Source organism: Desulfocicer niacini, assembly GCF_054657595.1.
The window spans coordinates 18,736-37,175 of sequence record NZ_BAAHYK010000025.1; the positions used below are offsets into that span (position 1 = coordinate 18,736).

Sequence of the window (18,440 nt, forward strand, 5' to 3'; positions counted from 1 at the left end):
GCCGATAAAAGAGCCACCGGCAGATATGTCAACACATTATAATGAGCCATTACTCATGTCAAGAAGAGAACCATGCCGCATAATTCTGATAGCCCAGGCGTAGGATGGTAAGAAAAATAACCGTCAGAAACACTGGCCGGATGAACCGGGCACCTTTCTGAATGGCAAGGCTGGAGCCGATGACTGCCCCAAGAATCTGCCCGCACGCCATAACAAGACCCACAGAATAAAGGACATTGCCCCCGATAACAAAAGAAACAAGGGCCACGATGTTGCTGGTGAAATTCATTATTTTGGTAAATCCCGATGCCCGGGTCATATTCATTCCCAGCAGCACCATAAATCCCATGGTCCAGAAAGATCCCGTTCCCGGTCCGAAAAAACCGTCATAAAATCCCAGTATTACCCCCAAAAAAACAAAAACAATCCCATGGTGAAGCCTGGGCACACCAGTCGTTACGCCAAGATCTCTTGAAAAAAGGGTATAGATGAACACCAGAAACAACAACACGGGAATAACAGGAACCAGAAAATCAGGGTCCAATTGCTGCACCAGTCCAGCACCGGCAGCGGCCCCCACCAGGGTAAACACGATGCCCACCCATGCCTCCTTTAAAGAGGCCTGGCCCTTTCTGATATAGTTGAATGAGGCTGTCAAGGTGCCGAAACTACCCTGAAGTTTATTGGTGCCCAGGGCCAGTTGGGGGGGAATTCCTGCAAACAACAGTGCCGGAAGGGCAATCAGCCCGCCACCGCCGGCAACGGCATCCACAAGCCCGGCCAGGAAGGCAGAAAAAAACAAAAACACCAGTACATCCATTGTCAATGCAATCGGCTCCACAGATACCTCACAGGGACGCAATGGGAAGAAGACAGGTTTTAATTTTTCCCGAGGCCACAGTCTCATGGAACTCGGCAACAAGCACTTGAGATTGTTTACAGGCCAGGGACCACCGGGCAATGCGCTGCAGATTTTTCCCCTTATACCGGACAAAATCCCCCCGTTCCGGGATCTGTTTTCCAGGAAGCAGATCCAGAAATTTCCGGGTGGGCACCACCAGCAGCACATTGGCCATGTTTTGGGCATTGGGGGTTCGCCAGAACAGTTTTTTATCCAGCCAGCCGGGGATAATACGGTTTGTGTAATGGGGAAACAGCACAATGTTTCCCGGGAATGCATCATTTAAAGGAGATGCAAAGGGAAGATCCTGGTGATAATCAACCACACCGCCATCTCTGTAGACACCTGGGTGAGCGCCGGAAATATCTTCAACACCTGACATCACCAGGGGGATGGAGCCCGACGACAAAAGCGCTGGCCTGAAATTATCCCGGGTCAGAGGAACCGTACAGGTATCAAAAGCCGTCATATCGCCAAGGGGGGGCAATGGACCGGGATGATGGAATAAAATCCGTTGGAAAAAATATTTCAGATAATCGCGTTTCACGGCATTCATAAGGGCAGCACCTGCCAGAGCTGTTCCCTGAACCAGGGAATGTTCACTGCATCCAAATCCCTTGGCCTTTGCGGAAATAAAATTAAGCCGGAAACAGGGATGATTTAAAATACCCTCAATGGCATCCTCTGGCAGAAAACCATTGAGCAGACGTTGGCACTCCCGATCAATATCATCCAGGCAGGGAGCCGTGCCGTACCACTGATTAATGTAGGCCTCTCTGAAAGTTGCCATGGCAGCCACGGGATACCTCTGACAGGCAGCGGCAAATCGCCAGGCCCCGGCGGAAGAACCCATGAGAAAAAGCGGGTCCTGTCTGTTTTTAAACCATTGGCCGAACAAAAAACCATCCAGATGTGTCAAAATGAGACATTTTGGACCACCTGCTGCCCCGGCAACCCATTTCACATGGTCTGGATGAAGTCCCTGTTGCTGAATAAAATCCATGGCCCGGGGGCCTGCATAAAAAGAAAGGTATTTTGACAAGATGAAGTATCCCCGCCCAATCAATACCATGGGAAATGCCGGTTCACATGTCACACCAGCCCACCATGCCACCTTCATGGGCCATAAGAAAAAGAAAATTTAAAACAAAATATCCAGTCACCGGATGGCTGGCACCCCATTTCTAAAACCAGCGCCATCAAAGGGGAAGAATATGTTTCTCCGTCCGAGTGGGATGGTGCCCCAACAACACAAGGCCACTTCTGCCGTCAATGGACAACAAATCGCCAAAGCCAATGCGGTGCCCCAAAATTTCACAATATTGCCGGGACTCATGCACCTTCAAATCCCGGAGCCCCACCACACAAGTTTTTTCCAGGCGCACCGCCACCACCGATGCATGGGAGGTCTGCCCCCCCCGGGAGGTGAGAAGGCCGTCTGCCATGTCAATGACTTTTATATCTTCGGGGACGGTGTCCTGACGAATGAGAATCAACGGCATATCCGGGTCCTCCTGGCGCAATTTTCTAATATTGCCTTCGGAAAATACCGCCCGGCCAGACAAAGCAGAACCAGACACCCCGATGCCCTTGCCAAGTCCTCCGGCCTCCAATGCCTGGGATGCCACGAACACATCAAATTGCTCCTGCTTTTTAATGGTGATCATGTCCCGGGTCTGGAGCAGATACAGATCCGTGGCTGCAGGTCCCTCAAAGGTGAACTCAATTTCCTGGGGATTCCACCGCTCCTCGTACACCAATTCCCTTGCAATGCGCAACAACTCATTATAAATATCGGGAAAGCTTTTTTCCAGGCTCTTGTCCACGGACCGGCCATCAATCTGGGCCTGCTCCACGGAAATGGGGTAGCTTGTGACAAGCCCCGCCACAATATCTTCTCCCTGGTCCCCATAGGCATAATCCCCCCAAAGGGCCACCCGCCGAACCTTTCTGTAAGGGTGGGCCGTGAACAACACACCGGACCCGGACTGGCTGCTTTTATTACCAAACACCATGCTTTGTACAATGACAGCGGTTCCCCAGCTGTCGGAAAGATCCATGATTTCCCGATAGTCCACGGCCTTGGTAGCATTCCAGGAATCCAGCACCATCTCAACAGCATGGGCCAGCTGAAGCCAGGGATCATCGGGGATGGTGATGCCCTGACGTCGCACCAGTTTCTGGTAATCAAGGGCCAACTCCCGCATCTGGGCCGGAGAAAACTTCCATTTGAATTGCACATCATGGCGCTGTTTTGCCTCGTCCATTAACTCCTGGAATTTATCCCGGTCCACCCCGGAAATCATGGCCCAGGACTGTACAAACCGGCGGTAATTATCCCAGGCCAGATAGCCATGACCATGGTTTTTCACGTAGGCTTCCACCAGTTCATCGTTGAGACCGATATTGTGGATGGTGGCCATCATCCCGGGCATGGAAAGGGCCGCCCCACTTCTGACGGAAAGAAGCAGCGGATTCTCCGAATCTCCGAACACCTTGCCGGTGAGTCCCTGCACCCGCGTAAGCGCAGTTCTAACTCTACGCATGAACTCTTCCCTTGCCTTGCTGAATCCATGGATGATATCCCGGCAGCGAAACACTTCGGTGGTGATGATAAATGCGGGGGGAACCGGCAAATTCAGGTGGGTGAGGGTCACCAAATTATAGCCTTTGTTGCTCAGATGAATCAGATCATGGGTGTGCACATTCACATCGTGAAGCATGGACACTGTTTTTTCCGGATTATAGGACATGAGCAGATCCAGATGCCGCTCATCCAGGATATCCCGTTGGCGCTCCAGGGTCTGTATGATCCGGGTGATGAAATTGTCCAAATGCTGAAGGCCAAAGGTGGAAGAGATCAGATCCCGGAAAAAGGCTTCGGAAAGACGATGGGTGGTGTTTACCCCATCGTTGGGTCTCCATTTGGACCGATAACGACTCAGCAGATTGTCATGGCCAATCTGGGGAATGATGATGGAAAGATTGTTCTGGTGAATATTGGTATAATAAGCATAGATCACGTCCTTTACCCCTTCTGAAAGGCCCCGGAAAATATCCAGATACTGGGTGTAGGAAAAACGCCGGATCTTCAGTGAACTGTCCAGGATGGACAAATAGGTGTCCAGACGTCGGGAGGTGATGCCGTCAATGGCCAGTGCCCGCATGAACAATTTTAAACAGGAGACAATGCGAAAAAAAGTAGCCTGGGTGATAAAAGAAAGGTTCACGGTGCCCGGCAATTTTTCAAGGAGAACCCCTGCCAGATTTTCCATGCGGAAGGTCAGGCTCAGGCTGTCAAATTTACGTTCCTGGTACCGCCCGTACACAGAGGGAATATCCACGGCAATATGACGTTTGTGGTAGATGGCCTCCTTGGCGGGAAAGGTTTCGGTGGAAAGAATAATTTCCTTGAGGCCCTCAAGACTTGTCAACAATGCCTTCAAAGATTTTTCCGTGTCCCCCACCGCCAGGACATCGGCCAGTGCTTCCATGCCGGAAAACCCTTCCCTTTCGGCTTCCACAAGTTCCTCCCGGAGTTCCTGGAAGCTTAGATTATATTTCTGGTGGAGCAGTTTGTACATCTGAATCATGAGGTCAAACCGCCGCCGCTCTCCCAGGGAAATGTCCTTCTGGGAATCAAGGTATTGTTTCCGTTCCTTCTTATCCCAGGAAAGAAGGGCCTCCGGGGTGTTAAAATTGAGTTCTTTTTGAATACGATGACTTAAGATATACTGCTCATCAATAAAGGGGCCGGTGGTGGCCACTTCCTCCAGCACCTCCTGGGGAAGAATGGGTGCCAGACGTCCCTTGTCCCTTGTGGCCCAGAAAATAAAAATCTCCTGGATAAACTCCACAATGAGATTGGAGCTTTCCACATGGCTTTGTTTTCTTAAAAAATGGATGAGGCGATCTTTACGCTTGTGAATTTCATCCAGCTCTGTGGAGACATACCGAAGCTCTCCTTCCGCCCCGATTTCATTGTAAAACACCGGCATGAGCTTGGCAAACTGCTTGACCAGGTTGTACACCGGCTCAATGGGATGGTTTAAAAGATGGGTGATATCCCGCTGGAAAAGGTCTGTATCCTTTACGCAGGTCCCGGCAAGCTTTAAATGAATGATCAATGCAGAAAAAAGGGTGGCGCACCATTTGGGTTCCCGAGTGATGAGATGCAGCCACACCCGGATATTGGTCAGATGGGCCGGATTGGTGATGGGCTGCCAGTCTTCGTCTATCCCCGTGACACCGGCGTGCTGGAACCCAAACCGCACCGCCTCCCACAAAAAGGCCTCCACCATACGTGAATTACCCCTTTTGAAAACCTCTTCGCCCAGGATTTCAATGCATTTCAAGGATGTATGGGGAAATTTTCTGACATTGACCTTTAAAAGCTGAAACGTGGTGAGCAGAAAGGTTTCAATGTCTTCAAAGGACTGCTGCCGGATCAACCGGACAAGTCCCTGGTTGATGGTTCTCAGGGTTTCTTCGTGGATGAGATACAGTCCTCTGGTATCCATTATTCTAAATAAAAATAGAAGTTTCTGGTTTTCCAGAAGCATATTCCCACCATCATCAAAATCAGGAACTTCAGCCCCGGAAGATGGCGGCTGTCCCCGGTTAAGACGGGTGGAAATTTCTTTATAAACCTTAACAATATCCACATGGGCAGGAAGAGCCATTAATCTATTCAAACCGTTGTTTTCATCTGTTTCCAGGTTAATGGCTGAAAGGGTTCTGCAATATGATGCCAAGGATTTATGGGAAATGGTTTGAAATAATTCCATGGTGGGAAGATCCCGGCATAAATCCCGGCATTCTGCATGGAACCACACCATGGGATCATCTTCCTGCTGCCAGTACCGGTAATTATTTTCAAGAATAAAAATCATCAAACGAGCCAGGCAGCGATGATCAAAGGACTGGGATAGATTTTTCTGGAGCCCCAGCAGACGATGAACCACCCGCTGCATGGGTATCCGGCCCTGCACCATGAACATTACCAGACGTTCATGGCGATTTCCAAGCTGAATCAATGACTCAAACAGCTTGTTAAAAGCCGTTTGGTACAACAACAGATCCTCACCGGAAAAAAGGGAAATGAACTTATCCACCCAGGAAAAGAGCCCTTCCATCAAAAGCGCGGGAAGATCGTCCCGTTTAATGGATTCCTCCAGGGCTTCCATGTAGATGCTGCTAAAAAGCCCAAAGGCTTCGGGGCCCCGGGGGTGTCCTTTATAATGAATGCTGTTCTTTAGTGTAAAATTTCTCAACTGGGGCAGCAGCAGTTCCCAGTTGCGATAGGTATGGCACACCTCAAACAGCAGAGTCTCAAGCTGGTTATGGATTCCCCGGAAATCCACCACAATATCCAGTAGCAGCTGGTATTCCGAGCGGAGCACCACTTCCTGTGCGGTTTCCATGAGATTGGCCCGAAGGGCATCCGATGATTCAATAAACTGAGAAAATGAGACCCGCTCCATTTGCACTCCCCTTCAGACGGCATTTCTCAAAGGCAACGGGATCAGGCCCGGCTTATGCGCACTATCCCTCCCGATCCATGCAATCCATGAATGCCTGGAAATAATGCACCATAGGCCAAGGCTGCCCCGCGCCCGATATATATCAAAATAACGGCCATGTCCTGACAGACACAACCAAGTATGTAAATGGCATAATACCGCCCCCAAGGATCATCTGATCCGGCCCGGGTGAATTACAGAGGCTTTGCCGCTTCCATATGCAGGATAAGATCCAGCATCCGGTTGGAGTATCCCCATTCATTGTCGTACCAGCTCATCACCTTCACCGTGGTACCGATGACCTTAGTGGAACCGGCATCCACCACCGATGAGTGGGCATCGCCCTGGTAATCAATGGAAACCAGGGGAAGATCCGAATATCCCAGGTATCGATTGGCGGCTGCTTTAAGGGCCTGATTCACCTCCTGAACCGTTGCCTCTTTTTCCACCTCCATCACCACATCCACAAGGGAGACATTGGGGGTGGGGACCCGAACGGCAAGGCCATCAAATTTATTTTTCAGTTCCGGAATGACAAGGGCCACTGCTGCCGCCGCACCGGTCTTGGTGGGGATCATGGAAAGACCTGCCGCTCTGGCCCGCCGAAGATCACTGTGGGGAAAATCAAGCAGGCGCTGATCACCGGTGTAGGCATGGATGGTGGTCATCAAACCCCGTTTAATACCAAAATTATCCAGAATCACCCGGGCCACCGGTGCCAGGCAGTTGGTGGTGCAGGAGGCATTGGACACCACATGGTGCAGGGTTGGATCATACTCATCTTCATTTACCCCCATCACCAGGGTTTTAACCCCGCCCTTGGCCGGTGCTGAAATAATCACCTTTCTGGCCCCGGCATCCAGGTGTCCCTGGGCGGATTCACCGTCCCTGAATATTCCGGTGCATTCAGCCACATAATCCACCCCGAGTTTCCCCCAGGGAATATCCGAGGGCGATCGATGGTCAGACACCGCAATGTGGCGACCATCCACCATGATACCGGTGTCATCTCCTGTGATTTCGCCGTCAAAGGTGCCCATGACCGAATCATACTTCAACAGATGGGCCAGAGTCTTATTATCTGTCAAATCATTGATGGCAACCACCTGCACATCGGCAAAGGCCTTGTCTTTACAGATGGCTCTGAAAATATTTCTACCGATTCTGCCAAATCCGTTAATGCCAATTTTTATTGTCATACCCCACCTCCTGTGGTTTGTTGTTGTTTCATGCACATTGGTTATAAACCCTGCATGGGATATAATCAATTTCTAATCAAAACTATAGTTTAAAACATGTCATCATCAAAGGGAATCACCTGATCGGGCCGGATTTCATTTCTTTGAGAATCTTTTTTTTCCGGAATCATTACGGCACGCTTCCCCGGGGAACGGCCAGAAACATGACCGGGGGAAACCTCTTCCACGCTTTGCCTGGAGCCCGTCACAAGGGTAATGAGCTGCTCCACATAGCCCCGAAGAAGTTCGGCCTGGGAGCGCATCTGTTCTGCGGCGGCGGCGGAGGAATCGGCATTGACCACGGCATTCTGGGTAACCTTGTCCACATCGGCAATGGCGATGTTTACCTGATCGATACCGCTTGATTGCTCCCTGGAGGCTTCGGATATCTCAAAAATAAGATTCCCCACTTTTTCAGTACTTTGGGAAACTTTTTGAAACGCCTCATTGGTGTCGTTAACCAGTGTGGAGCCGTCTTTGACCTTTATCAGTGTTTCCGCAATTAATTTTTCGGTGTTTTTTGCCGCATCTGCGGCCCGCATGGCAAGATTTCGCACTTCATCGGCAACCACGGCAAATCCTGCCCCGGCCTCACCGGCCCGGGCAGCTTCCACCGCGGCATTCAGTGCCAGCAGATTGGTCTGAAAGGCAATTTCATCAATGGTTTTAATAATTTTGGAGGTTTCTTCGCTGGCCTTGGAAATATCTGCCATGGATAGGGTCAAGCGGTCCATGGATCCATTGGCAATATTTACCACCTGATTTGCCTCCTTCATCAAGGTATCGGCATGGGTTGCATTTTCGGCATTTTTTCGGGTCATGGATGCCATTTCTTCCATGGAAGAAGAGGTTTCCTCAATGGCTGCGGCCTGTCTGGATGCCCCTTCTGCCATGGATTGACTGGAAGAAGAAACCTGGGAGGATGCCACTGCCACCTGGGTTGAACCTTCATTCATCCCCCGGGTAATACGATCAATGGCACCGGTTATCCCCCTGATGAGTATAAATGCCACCAGAATACCCGCAAAAAAGGCCACCACCACCCCTGCAATGATAATCTTTTTTGCTCTTTGCTCAACGCTCTTCATACGGCTCACCGTCAATTGTCCAAGATCAGAAAAAAGCCTCTGCATCTCCTTCTGGGACTGATCCATCCGTGACAAAATCACATTGCACGCTGCATCGCCATCATGATATTTGGTGATACTTTCAGAAAAGGATATGGAAAGGCGGGATAATTCCTGGGCAATGGGGAAAAGAGATTGGGAATTTTCCACCAGTTCCATCCATTTATTTACTGCTTCCTGCTGCTTTTGGGACAAAGCCTGAATACTCTGATACACCGACTCCTGTTTTTGAAGCATATAACGGACACTGTCTGCAAACAATCGTTTGGAAACATTGATAATGTCCTCCACAAGCCACAAATCCTTTTCAAGGGTATCGGTCATGGTCTGCATGATATCATTCATTTCCTGTTCAACCGCAATCAAAGAAATTTCAGAGGTGTTCAATGCCCCGAAATCTTCAATATATTTTTTGATATTTTCGCTGTTGGCGGACAGATTCTCCTTGTAAAGGGTATCGGAAGCTCGATTTTGTTGGGTATTGATCATTTCCTGGGTTTTTTTCAGGAGCGCCAGGGCCTTTTGAAATGCCTGCTGCTGCTCTTCACGTCCTTCCGGAGAACGATTCATCATATATCTGGCCATTTCTTCCTTTGCCATGGAAAAAGCCACCTGGGATTCATTGACACTTTGATAGAATGCCCCCCCGCTGGTGGCTGTCCCCAGAGCATAATAGCCCGCAATGCCAACTATCAAGGTAAAAAGAAGGGACAGAGAAAAGCCTGAACTGATTTTTTTTCCAAGGGACAACTTCATGATGATTCACCCTTTAATTCGAATATTGTGATTATATATACCAGCCAATGACAGAAATTCTAAAAGCCCAATACAAATTGAGTTGAACATTAACCCTTTTCAACAATTAAATCAAATTGCTTTGATGACCCAGCACAATTTCAGAACCGGTTTATCCCAACGAGCCCATCACCTCACCAGACGGGCCATCCACATGGTCAGTGGGGAATAAAAGGAAATGATGATGAGGTCAACTATTAAAATAAACAAAAAAGGCATCACACGCCTGCTCACAGCCCCCAGGGAATCCCGGGAAATACTGCACGAAACAATCAGACAAATACCCATGGGCGGTGTGAGCATACCAATGGAAAGGTTGATCACCACAATGACACCCAGCTGAACCATGTCAATGCCAAGGGAGGGCAGCATGGCGGAAATCATGGGAACCAGCAAAATCAAGGCGGCAGTTGTTTCCACAAAGGTCCCGGCAATAAGAAGCACAGCATTGATCAGCAAAAGCAGCAACACTGGATTATCCGTCATTTCAAGGAGGGTTCCGGCAAGGGCCGCAGGAAGATCTTCCATGGCGGCAATCCAGCTGAACACCGAGGCCGTGGCAATGATAAACATAACAATGGAGGCGGTGACAGAACCATCCCGGAAGAGGTGAAATAGATCTCCAGGTTTAATGTTGCCATAAATCACCATGGACACAAACAGCGCATAGGCCACCGCAACTGCCGCTGATTCCGTGGCGGTGAATACACCGCTTAAAATACCGCCAAGTATAATCAAGGGTGCCCCCAGGGCAAGAAAGGCCCTTTTAAAGGTTCCCACAATATTTTTAAAAGAAAACTGGGTATCCGGGGAATATCCCCTGCGTCGGGAAATAAATGTGGACACAGTAATGAGGGATAATCCAATGAGCAGTCCCGGCAGGATACCGGCGGCAAAGAGCTGCCCTATGGAAGCGCCTGTTAAAAATCCGAAAATTATCATGGGGATGGACGGTGGAATCACAACCCCCAGTGATCCTCCGGCGGCCTGCACAGCAGCGGCAAAATCAGAATCATAACCCGAGCGTTTCATGGCCGGAATCAACACAGCTCCCACGGCTGCAGCATCTGCCGCAGCAGATCCGGAAATACCGGCAAAAAACATGGCAGACACAATGGTGACGGCGGCAAGCCCGCCGGGGAGCCAGCCTGCCAGGGCATTGGCAAAATCAATGAGTCGGCGGCTGATGCCGCCTGCTTCCATGATAACACCTGCATACATGAAAAGAGGAACAGCCATGAGATGAAAAGAATCCGTACCCGAAACCATGCGCTGGATCATCACCATCAGGGGATAATCCCCCTGGATCAGGAGGGTCACCATGGACGAAACGCCAATGGCTATGGCAATGGGGGTATTCATGGCAAAGAGAAAAAACAGGATAATAATCAACAGAGATGCGGTCACAATGCCATCCTATCCATCATTTTGGGGGGCCTGGTTTTATTTCCAATAAACATTCCGGTTCTTTTCAGAGCATTTCCAACAAAGGTAAGGACAGGCGCATTTTTATTCACCCCGGATGGCTTCCGCCAGAAACCGAACCCCATGCACCATAAGCACCGCTCCTGCCAGGGGAACAATGGCCATGATCACCCATTTGGGAAGGGAAAGGGCCGGAGAAATCTGGAGTCTGACAAACCAGGCAAAGGAGATACCTTTCACCACCATGACCCCGAATAAAAAAAGGGATACCAGATGGATTCCCACCCGAGCACCCTGCTGCAAACGGAAAGAAAGGTGGGTAAAAATGACATCCACCCCGGGATGCACCCCCCGGTGATATGCCACAGAAGCTCCCAGGAATGTCAGCCACACCAGAAGGTAACGGGCAAGTTCCTCGGACCAGAACAAAGAATGGTTAAGAACATATCTGGCAATCACCTGCACCACCACAATCAGGGTCATGGAAGCGCCCATGGCAAAGAGCAGTCGTTCCACATTCCGGTTCAGCGTATCACTTAAACTTTTTAAAAAAAACAGCATTTTCAATTTCCCAGCCATTCCCGATGAGAATCAGGATAACCATATAAAAACCACTAAAATTACCGCTGCAAACCCCACTAAAACACCCACATAGGTGAAGATGGGATAGCTGCCGAATTTTTTTACCTGGGCATTGGTATTTTTGTTTATTTCCGAAGGATTATTTGGCGGCCTCAAGCATTTTAATAAGCAGCGCATTCACCCGGGGATCATTGTAAAGATCCATGTTTTTCATGTCCGCCACCCGCTCCCGGAAGGCCGCAACATCGGGATTATTCTCAATGATCATTCCCTTTTCCGCCAGAAGCGCCAGGCGCCCCGCATCTTTTGCCCGATTATCCCCCCGCTGAAAGATGGCGGCATCCGTCATGGCACCGGAAACAAGTGCCCTGGTATCTGGATCAAGTTTATTCCACCATTTCAAACCAGCCACATCAATGTGGGGCGAATACACATGCCGGGTCATGGTCATGTATTTCTGAATTTCATAGAACCGGTAAACCTCCATGACCCACAGGGGATTTTCCTGTCCGTCTATGACTCCCTGCTCAAGCTCCGTGTATATGGGCCAGGGCATGGGAGTGGGGTTGGCACCCAGGGTCTGCCAGATAGTTTTATGCAGGGCCGAGGCCATCACCCGGATTTTAAGCCCTTTGATATCTTCAGGCCCCTTCACCGGCCGTTTACTATTGGTGAGATTACGAAAACCGTTTTCCGAAAAATGAAGTCCCTTGAATCCTGAGCTTTCAAGACTTTTAAGAATCTCCTGCCCCAGGGGACCGTCCAGTATCTTATCTGCCTGTTCATTGCTCTGGAACAAAAAAGGATAGTTCACTACCCGGACAATGGGATCAAAGGTGTCAAAGGGACCTGCGGTGATAACCCCCATCTCCACGGTTCCCATCTGGATCTGCTGGAGAATTTCCGTTTCATTGCCAAGGGATGCAGAGTGAAAAATTTTCACCTGAAATTCTCCCTGGGAACGTTCTTCAATGAACTTTTTAAAGGTGTCTGCCACAATATTCTGGGCGGAACCGGGTTTTGTTACAACGGCCAGTCGGATCTTCATGGCGGCAGAGGCAGAGGTGGAAAACAGCAGCAGCAACACACATAATACGCTTATTTTTTTCACAATTACTTTTCCTTTTCTATAAGTCCCTTGACAAACCAACGTTGCATGAAAAGTACCACCAGCACCGGCGGCAGCATGACCAGAAGGGCCGCCCCCAGGGCCAGATTCCATTCAGGCAGATCGTCTGCCTGGGGAATAAGGTTCTGCAATCCAATGACCGCCGTGGCCATTTTGGGGTTGGTGGTGATGAGAAGGGGCCACAGGTACTGGTTATAACCATAGACAAACTCAATAACCACAAGGGCAGCAATGTTGGTTTTGGACAAAGGGAATAAAATTTTTCTGAAAAATGTCATGGGCGACGCCCCGTCCATTTTAGCGGCCTCGCAAAGCTCTTCCGGCACCGTCAAAAAAAACTGCCGAAACAAAAAAGTGCAGGTGGCCGATGCCACCAGAGGAAGAATGAGACCCGTGTAGCTGTCCAGAAGACTCCAGTCCAGGGCCAGCTCAAATTCATTGGTGGTGAACCAGGAAACCACGGTGTTCAGGTGCAAAAAATCCCACACGGACTGCAGGGGGCCAAGTACATTGGCAGCCACCTCATAGGTAGGCATGATGCGCACCTCCACCGGAAGCATCAGGGTACAAAATACAGAGGCAAAGGCCACCGCCCGGAAGCGATAATCAAAATACACAATGGAAAAAGCGCCCAGTATGGAAATGGTTATCTTTCCCACAGTGATCCCCGTTGCCATGATAAAGGAATTCATGATCTGGGTGCCCAGATTACCCCGGGCCCAGGCTTCCTGGATATTGACAAGAAACTGATCCCCGGGAATCAGCGGCATGGGCACCCTGGACACATCTTCAAGGGTCTGAGTAGCAGCCAACATACTGTAAATAATGGGAAATCCCACAATGAGAATACCCGTCATAAGAAACAGGTAAGTAAAAATATCCAGAATCGGTGTACGTTCAACCATAATGTTAACCTGTATATTGAACTTTCTTTTCAACAAATTTAAACTGAATCACCGTAATAACGATAATAAGAGCCATGAGCACCACGGACTGTGCAGATGACGACCCCATATTCAAGCCCACAAACCCATCCTGATATACCTTGTATACCAGAATATTGGTGGAGCCTCCCGGCCCCCCCTGGGTCACTGTGTGAATCACCCCGAAGGTCTCAAAAAAGGAGTAGATGATGTTCATCACCGACAAAAAGAAAAAGGTGGGAGACAACAAGGGAAAGGTTATGGACCAGAAACGCCGCAGGGGACTTGCCCCGTCAATGGCCGCGGCCTCAATCAGGGATTTGGGAATGGCCTGCATCCCAGCCACAAAAAAGACAAAATTATAGCTGATCTGTTTCCAGGCACTTGCCATGGTGATCATGATCATGGCATCACTTCCCTTGAGCACCGGATTCCAGTCAATGCCCAGCCATTTTTTTATGCCAAGGGCCACAATGCCATAGGAGGGGTGCAAAAGAAAAAGCCATAAAATACCCGAAATAGCCGGAGCCACGGCATAGGGCCATATCAGCATGGTACGCACCACAGCCTTTGCCTTAAGGGCACGGTTGGCCATGGTGGCAATGAATAGTCCAAGAGAAAGGGACACCGTTGCCACCATAAGGCTGAACACCAGGGTTATCATGATGGATTTCAGGTACAACGGATCTGTGAAGAGTTCAATGTAGTTGTAAAACCACACAAAGGTGCTTCGACGTCCAAAAGGATCGCTGAGCAGAAAAGACTGGCTCAGCCCCTGAATGGCTGGCCAGTAAAAGAAGGTAAGGGTAATGAGCACCTGGGGCAGAATCAGCAGATAAGGAAGATATTTTGATTTAAAAAATGAATGTTTAATCATGGGAAAAACACATATCTTTCGTTTCCCTTATGCAGGGTGGGTACCGGATCTGTCCGGCTGTTATGAAAACAAAGGCAGTGCTTACGAAGCCACTGCCTTCCATGGACGATATTATTTATATGTTTTTTCAAAGGTTCTCAACTGCTCGTTGCTTCGAGCCACGGCATTATCCAGGGCTTCCTGGGGAGTTTTAGCACCATTCCATACCTGTTCCAGCTCTTCGTTGATGATATTTCGAATCTGGACAAAATAGCCCAGACGCAATCCCCTGGAAATCTCTGTGGGAATGGCCCGGTTCAACTGCTTGATACCCACTTCCTGGAGGGGATTTTCTACATAGTAATTTTTTGCAGTGAGATCATCGTAGGCATTAAGGGTGATGGGAAAATATCCGGTTTCCTTGTGCCAGTATTCCTGCATTTCATTGCTGGCCAGAAATTTCAGAAAGGTTGCAACTCCTTTGTATTCTTTTTTGGTGTGACCCTGAAGCACCCACAGAGATGCCCCGCCGATGATGCTGTTCTGGGGTTTGGTCATCCAGGCTTCCACCGGAAGGGGGGCTGCATCCCAGGTAAAATCCTTGGCAGCTTCCTTGAGCTTGGCAATGCCACTTATGGAATCAATGTAAAAGGCTGCATTCTGGGCGATAAACTCCGCCTTGGGTCCCTGGTATTTCTGACCACCATACATGAAACGGTTGTCATCAATCCACTGTTTGAGTCGGGTGATGTGGGCCACCACCTTGGGGTTGTTTATCTTCAATTCACAGTCAAGACCTTTGTAACCATTGGCCTTATCTGCAAACTCAAGATTATGAATGGCGCTATAGTTTTCAATCTGGGTCCAGGACTGCCAGGCGGTGACCATTCCCGCCGGTGCAATGCCCTGGTCCACCAGTTTCTTGGTGATTTCTCCCAGCTGATCCCAGGTAATGGGTTCAGATTTTGACAACGGATCAATACCTGCCTTTTTCAACATATCTACATTGTAGTACATAATGGGCGTTGATGAGTTAAAAGGCATGGACATGAGCTTGCCATCGGCGTTCATGTAATAGGAAAGCACCGCCTGGAGATAATTGGACCAGTCAATGTCAAAGCCGGCATCGGCCATGAGCTGATACACGGGATAAATGGCACCGGAGAGCATCATGGTCTGGGTTCCCACCTCAAACACCTGGAGAATGTGGGGCTGTTTCTTTGCCCGAAAGGCTGCCACCCCGGCATTCATGGTTTCATCATAATTGCCTTTGTTGGTTCCCACCACCACATAATCAGACTGGGAGGCGTTGAACTTTTCAATCATGGTGTCCACCACTTTGCCCCTTGCACTTCGCATGGCATGCCACCAGTTAATGGTAAGCGGTTTGGCAAAGGCGGATGTCCCAAATGTCAGGCAGACCGCCACAGCAGCAACAATTAAACGTTTTTGAATTTTCATTTTTTCCCCTTTTATTTTTCTTTTCATCGCCAAGACGTCCAGGGACATTGCAGATAACTCAACCCCGGCACCCTCCCATGATCAAGCCCATGCATCCAGTCGTGATCAGCCCCTTTCTCCATGGCACTTCCCCGGGGCAATCACATCTTCAAGATTTAATGGTTATACCCAAAATCGTCAAGATTAATATGATATTTCAAAAAAAAGAGTTGCATAATCAGATAATTTAATGTTTTTTTACCATGAAACTCGATGATTAAGTTTCTTATATTGACATATGATGGGGAAGGGGCAGAATCGCCCCCCCCTTGAAAAGAAATGGTCATCACCTCGCCGGGCCTACTGGCGGTACCCATAAATTTCAGAACAGTTAAACGGAATCTTTGCAATGACAGCGCTTAAACTCAATCAGGTTGTTAAACGATATGGCAAGACAGAGGTGGTGCATGGCATCACCCTGGATATAAAAGATAAGGAATTTCTGGTTCTGGTGGGTCCTTCAGGGTGCGGCAAATCCACCCTTCTACGCATGGTGGCAGGGCTTGAAGTCATCTCCGAGGGAACCATTTCCATTGGCGGTAAGGTGGTCAATGATCTGGCTCCCAAGGACCGGGGACTTGCCATGGTATTTCAGAACTATGCTCTTTATCCCCACATGGATGTGTTCAACAACATGTCCTTTGGATTAAAACTTCGGAAAACCCCGAAAGCTGAAATCCAGCAAAGAGTCCAGGAAGTGGCCCGGATACTGGGGCTTGAAACGCTGCTGAAACGAAAACCCCATGAACTGTCCGGGGGCCAGCGCCAGCGGGTGGCCATGGGCCGGGCCATGGTGCGCAAACCCTCGGTGTTTCTATTTGATGAACCCTTGTCAAACCTTGATGCCAAGCTACGCATTCAGATGCGGGCGGAAATCAAACGGCTTCATCACCGGGTGAATTCCACCATTATTTATGTCACCCACGACCAGGTGGAGGCCATGACCCTTGCCGACCGGATTGTGGTATTAAAGGATGGCTACATTGAGCAGGTGGGTACCCCCATGGAGCTGTTCTCCCAGCCGGCCAACACCTTTGTGGCTGGTTTTATCGGCACTCCGCCCATGAATCTGGTGCCCTGCCGGGCCGCAAAAAAAGACAAAGGATTTGTACTGGCCTTTGAAGGCGGCCTTGAAATACCTGTCCCCCCACGGGAGAAAGGAGACATAACGGATGGCCAGACACTTGTCATGGGCATTCGCACAGAAGAAATAACCCCCACAGAAACAGACAACACCCCATCTGAGGGCACTTTGTTCCAGGGCATCGTTGATGTGGTGGAACCCCTTGGCAATGAAACCCACATTCATGTAGATCTTAAAGGGGTCAAGTTCATTGCCCGGTGTGAGGGCCGCAGGATCATCCAGCATCAGGATGCCATCTCTCTTACCATGAATCTGAATCAGATGCACCTGTTTGATGCAGAAACTACCCGGGTGGTTTATTGATCCATCAATTCAAGGGCTGATTTTCCGCCAGAATATTGAAAATTTCATGGAGATTGTCCGGGGCAAGGGCACTTTCCATGCTGCATCCCCCGGCACCGGCATGACCGCCCCCCCCGTATCGGGCCAGGAGATGTCCAATATTCACCTTCAGCCCTTCCCGGAAAATGCTCTGCCCAATACTGACAATGGTGGTGTCCCTGTCCTGCTCGTCATAACGTATTTTTACGCTGGCAATGACCTCTGGATAGGTGCAATACACCAAAAACCGGTTTCCCGAGGGAACCTTTTCAAGGGATCGAAAATCCGTCACAGCGACATCACCATGTACCACTGTGTGGGCCTTTAAAATATCAACGTAGGCACGGTTTTCCGTCACCACGGATTGACATCGAACCTGGACCAGGGGATCCTTCATCACCTTTTCAATGGATTTGTGCCGCAACATATCAACCAGACGATTCCAATAGGGAGCGTCCTCACCATTACGATTTTTAATGGTCATTGAAAGCAGCAGGTAGGCATATTTTTCAGGATACATCACCTGATCCCTGTCCAGTTTTGCGGCATCAATGATGTCCGTCCACTGGACAAGTTCATTAAAATCCTTCTTCAGCTTTTCCATTTTACGATAATATTCATACACAAGGCCCGCCGCTGACGGTGCAACCCGAAACAGGCCATCGGGCTTTTTTTCCATAACATTTGATACGTGATGATCAAACCACATGGAGCAACGAGGATCATAGGGAAGATTGGCAATAATATCCCCGGCCATGATGTCGGCACGGCCATTCTGAATCTGACTGGGCTCCAACCATTTGATGGCACCATCCACCGTTTCCGCCTCATGAATCAACACGGCACACACCACGCCGTCAAAATCAGGTCTGGTCACAATTCTCATATTTTCCCCGTAACTCCATGCATTAAACTTTTGATTTATTCTCAATTCGATGATCACAGCCCATTTTCTATTAACACAGTCTCTGCCTTTT

At 49.3% G+C, this 18,440-nt stretch carries 13 protein-coding genes; 1 reads left to right on the top strand and 12 read right to left on the bottom strand.

The features are described 5' to 3' along the window. Window positions 1-58: 58 nt before the first annotated feature. The 11 genes from ACYQ2M_RS14360 to ugpB form a co-directional block, all read right to left on the bottom strand. Complete coding sequence (locus ACYQ2M_RS14360; RefSeq protein ID WP_459917111.1) at window positions 59-820, bottom strand: TSUP family transporter; 762 nt, start codon at window positions 818-820, stop codon at window positions 59-61. 28 nt (window positions 821-848) lie between these two features. After that, a complete protein-coding gene (locus ACYQ2M_RS14365; RefSeq protein ID WP_459917050.1) occupies window positions 849-1,943 on the bottom strand; it encodes a patatin-like phospholipase family protein in 1,095 nt (364 codons plus the stop codon). A gap of 157 nt (window positions 1,944-2,100) precedes the next feature. Continuing rightward, complete coding sequence (locus ACYQ2M_RS14370; protein ID WP_459917051.1) at window positions 2,101-6,384, bottom strand: PEP/pyruvate-binding domain-containing protein; 4,284 nt, start codon at window positions 6,382-6,384, stop codon at window positions 2,101-2,103. Window positions 6,385-6,617: 233 nt separating this feature from the next. Then, entirely contained in the window at window positions 6,618-7,622 is a 1,005-nt protein-coding gene (gene gap, locus ACYQ2M_RS14375) for a type I glyceraldehyde-3-phosphate dehydrogenase (RefSeq protein WP_459917052.1), read from the bottom strand. Between the two features lie 89 nt (window positions 7,623-7,711). Beyond that, window positions 7,712-9,544, bottom strand: coding sequence for a methyl-accepting chemotaxis protein (locus ACYQ2M_RS14380; protein ID WP_459917053.1), 1,833 nt, complete (start codon window positions 9,542-9,544; stop codon window positions 7,712-7,714). A gap of 168 nt (window positions 9,545-9,712) precedes the next feature. Continuing rightward, a complete protein-coding gene (locus tag ACYQ2M_RS14385; RefSeq protein ID WP_459917054.1) occupies window positions 9,713-10,990 on the bottom strand; it encodes a TRAP transporter large permease in 1,278 nt (425 codons plus the stop codon). Between the two features lie 102 nt (window positions 10,991-11,092). Next, entirely contained in the window at window positions 11,093-11,569 is a 477-nt protein-coding gene (locus tag ACYQ2M_RS14390) for a TRAP transporter small permease (RefSeq protein WP_459917055.1), read from the bottom strand. A 160-nt stretch (window positions 11,570-11,729) separates the two neighbouring features. Continuing rightward, window positions 11,730-12,701: a TRAP transporter substrate-binding protein gene (locus ACYQ2M_RS14395; RefSeq protein ID WP_459917056.1), complete on the bottom strand. Its 972-nt coding sequence runs from the start codon at window positions 12,699-12,701 to the stop codon at window positions 11,730-11,732. Window positions 12,702-12,703: 2 nt separating this feature from the next. After that, window positions 12,704-13,624 (bottom strand): ABC transporter permease subunit, encoded by a 921-nt coding sequence (locus ACYQ2M_RS14400; protein WP_459917057.1) that lies wholly within the window; start codon window positions 13,622-13,624, stop codon window positions 12,704-12,706. Window positions 13,625-13,628: 4 nt separating this feature from the next. Next, window positions 13,629-14,519 (bottom strand): ABC transporter permease subunit, encoded by an 891-nt coding sequence (locus tag ACYQ2M_RS14405; protein ID WP_459917058.1) that lies wholly within the window; start codon window positions 14,517-14,519, stop codon window positions 13,629-13,631. A 111-nt stretch (window positions 14,520-14,630) separates the two neighbouring features. After that, the gene (ugpB, locus tag ACYQ2M_RS14410) at window positions 14,631-15,959 is read right to left on the bottom strand and encodes a sn-glycerol-3-phosphate ABC transporter substrate-binding protein UgpB (protein WP_459917059.1); all 1,329 of its coding nucleotides are present in this window, start codon (window positions 15,957-15,959) and stop codon (window positions 14,631-14,633) included. A 388-nt stretch (window positions 15,960-16,347) separates the two neighbouring features. On the opposite strand from ugpB, the gene ACYQ2M_RS14415 reads away from it, so the two are divergent. Continuing rightward, complete coding sequence (locus ACYQ2M_RS14415) at window positions 16,348-17,445, top strand: ABC transporter ATP-binding protein (protein ID WP_459917060.1); 1,098 nt, start codon at window positions 16,348-16,350, stop codon at window positions 17,443-17,445. A gap of 4 nt (window positions 17,446-17,449) precedes the next feature. Here the strand turns inward: ACYQ2M_RS14415 and ACYQ2M_RS14420 are convergent, their stop codons facing one another. Continuing rightward, window positions 17,450-18,349 carry an exopolyphosphatase gene (locus tag ACYQ2M_RS14420; RefSeq protein WP_459917061.1) on the bottom strand — a complete coding sequence of 300 codons (900 nt, stop codon included), beginning with the start codon at window positions 18,347-18,349 and terminating at the stop codon, window positions 17,450-17,452. Window positions 18,350-18,440 lie beyond the last annotated feature (91 nt).

What these genes read in the sequence shown, in the direction of transcription:
- ACYQ2M_RS14360 (WP_459917111.1), bottom strand. Translation starts at nt 820, where the DNA reads ATGGATGTACTGGTGTTTTTGTTTTTTTCTGCCTTCCTGGCCGGGCTT.
- ACYQ2M_RS14370 (WP_459917051.1), bottom strand. Translation starts at nt 6,384, where the DNA reads ATGGAGCGGGTCTCATTTTCTCAGTTTATTGAATCATCGGATGCCCTT.
- gap (WP_459917052.1), bottom strand. Translation starts at nt 7,622, where the DNA reads ATGACAATAAAAATTGGCATTAACGGATTTGGCAGAATCGGTAGAAAT.
- ACYQ2M_RS14380 (WP_459917053.1), bottom strand. Translation starts at nt 9,544, where the DNA reads ATGAAGTTGTCCCTTGGAAAAAAAATCAGTTCAGGCTTTTCTCTGTCC.
- ACYQ2M_RS14390 (WP_459917055.1), bottom strand. Translation starts at nt 11,569, where the DNA reads ATGCTGTTTTTTTTAAAAAGTTTAAGTGATACGCTGAACCGGAATGTG.
- ACYQ2M_RS14400 (WP_459917057.1), bottom strand. Translation starts at nt 13,624, where the DNA reads ATGGTTGAACGTACACCGATTCTGGATATTTTTACTTACCTGTTTCTT.
- ACYQ2M_RS14405 (WP_459917058.1), bottom strand. Translation starts at nt 14,519, where the DNA reads ATGATTAAACATTCATTTTTTAAATCAAAATATCTTCCTTATCTGCTG.
- ugpB (WP_459917059.1), bottom strand. Translation starts at nt 15,959, where the DNA reads ATGAAAATTCAAAAACGTTTAATTGTTGCTGCTGTGGCGGTCTGCCTG.
- ACYQ2M_RS14415 (WP_459917060.1), top strand. Translation starts at nt 16,348, where the DNA reads ATGACAGCGCTTAAACTCAATCAGGTTGTTAAACGATATGGCAAGACA.
- ACYQ2M_RS14420 (WP_459917061.1), bottom strand. Translation starts at nt 18,349, where the DNA reads ATGAGAATTGTGACCAGACCTGATTTTGACGGCGTGGTGTGTGCCGTG.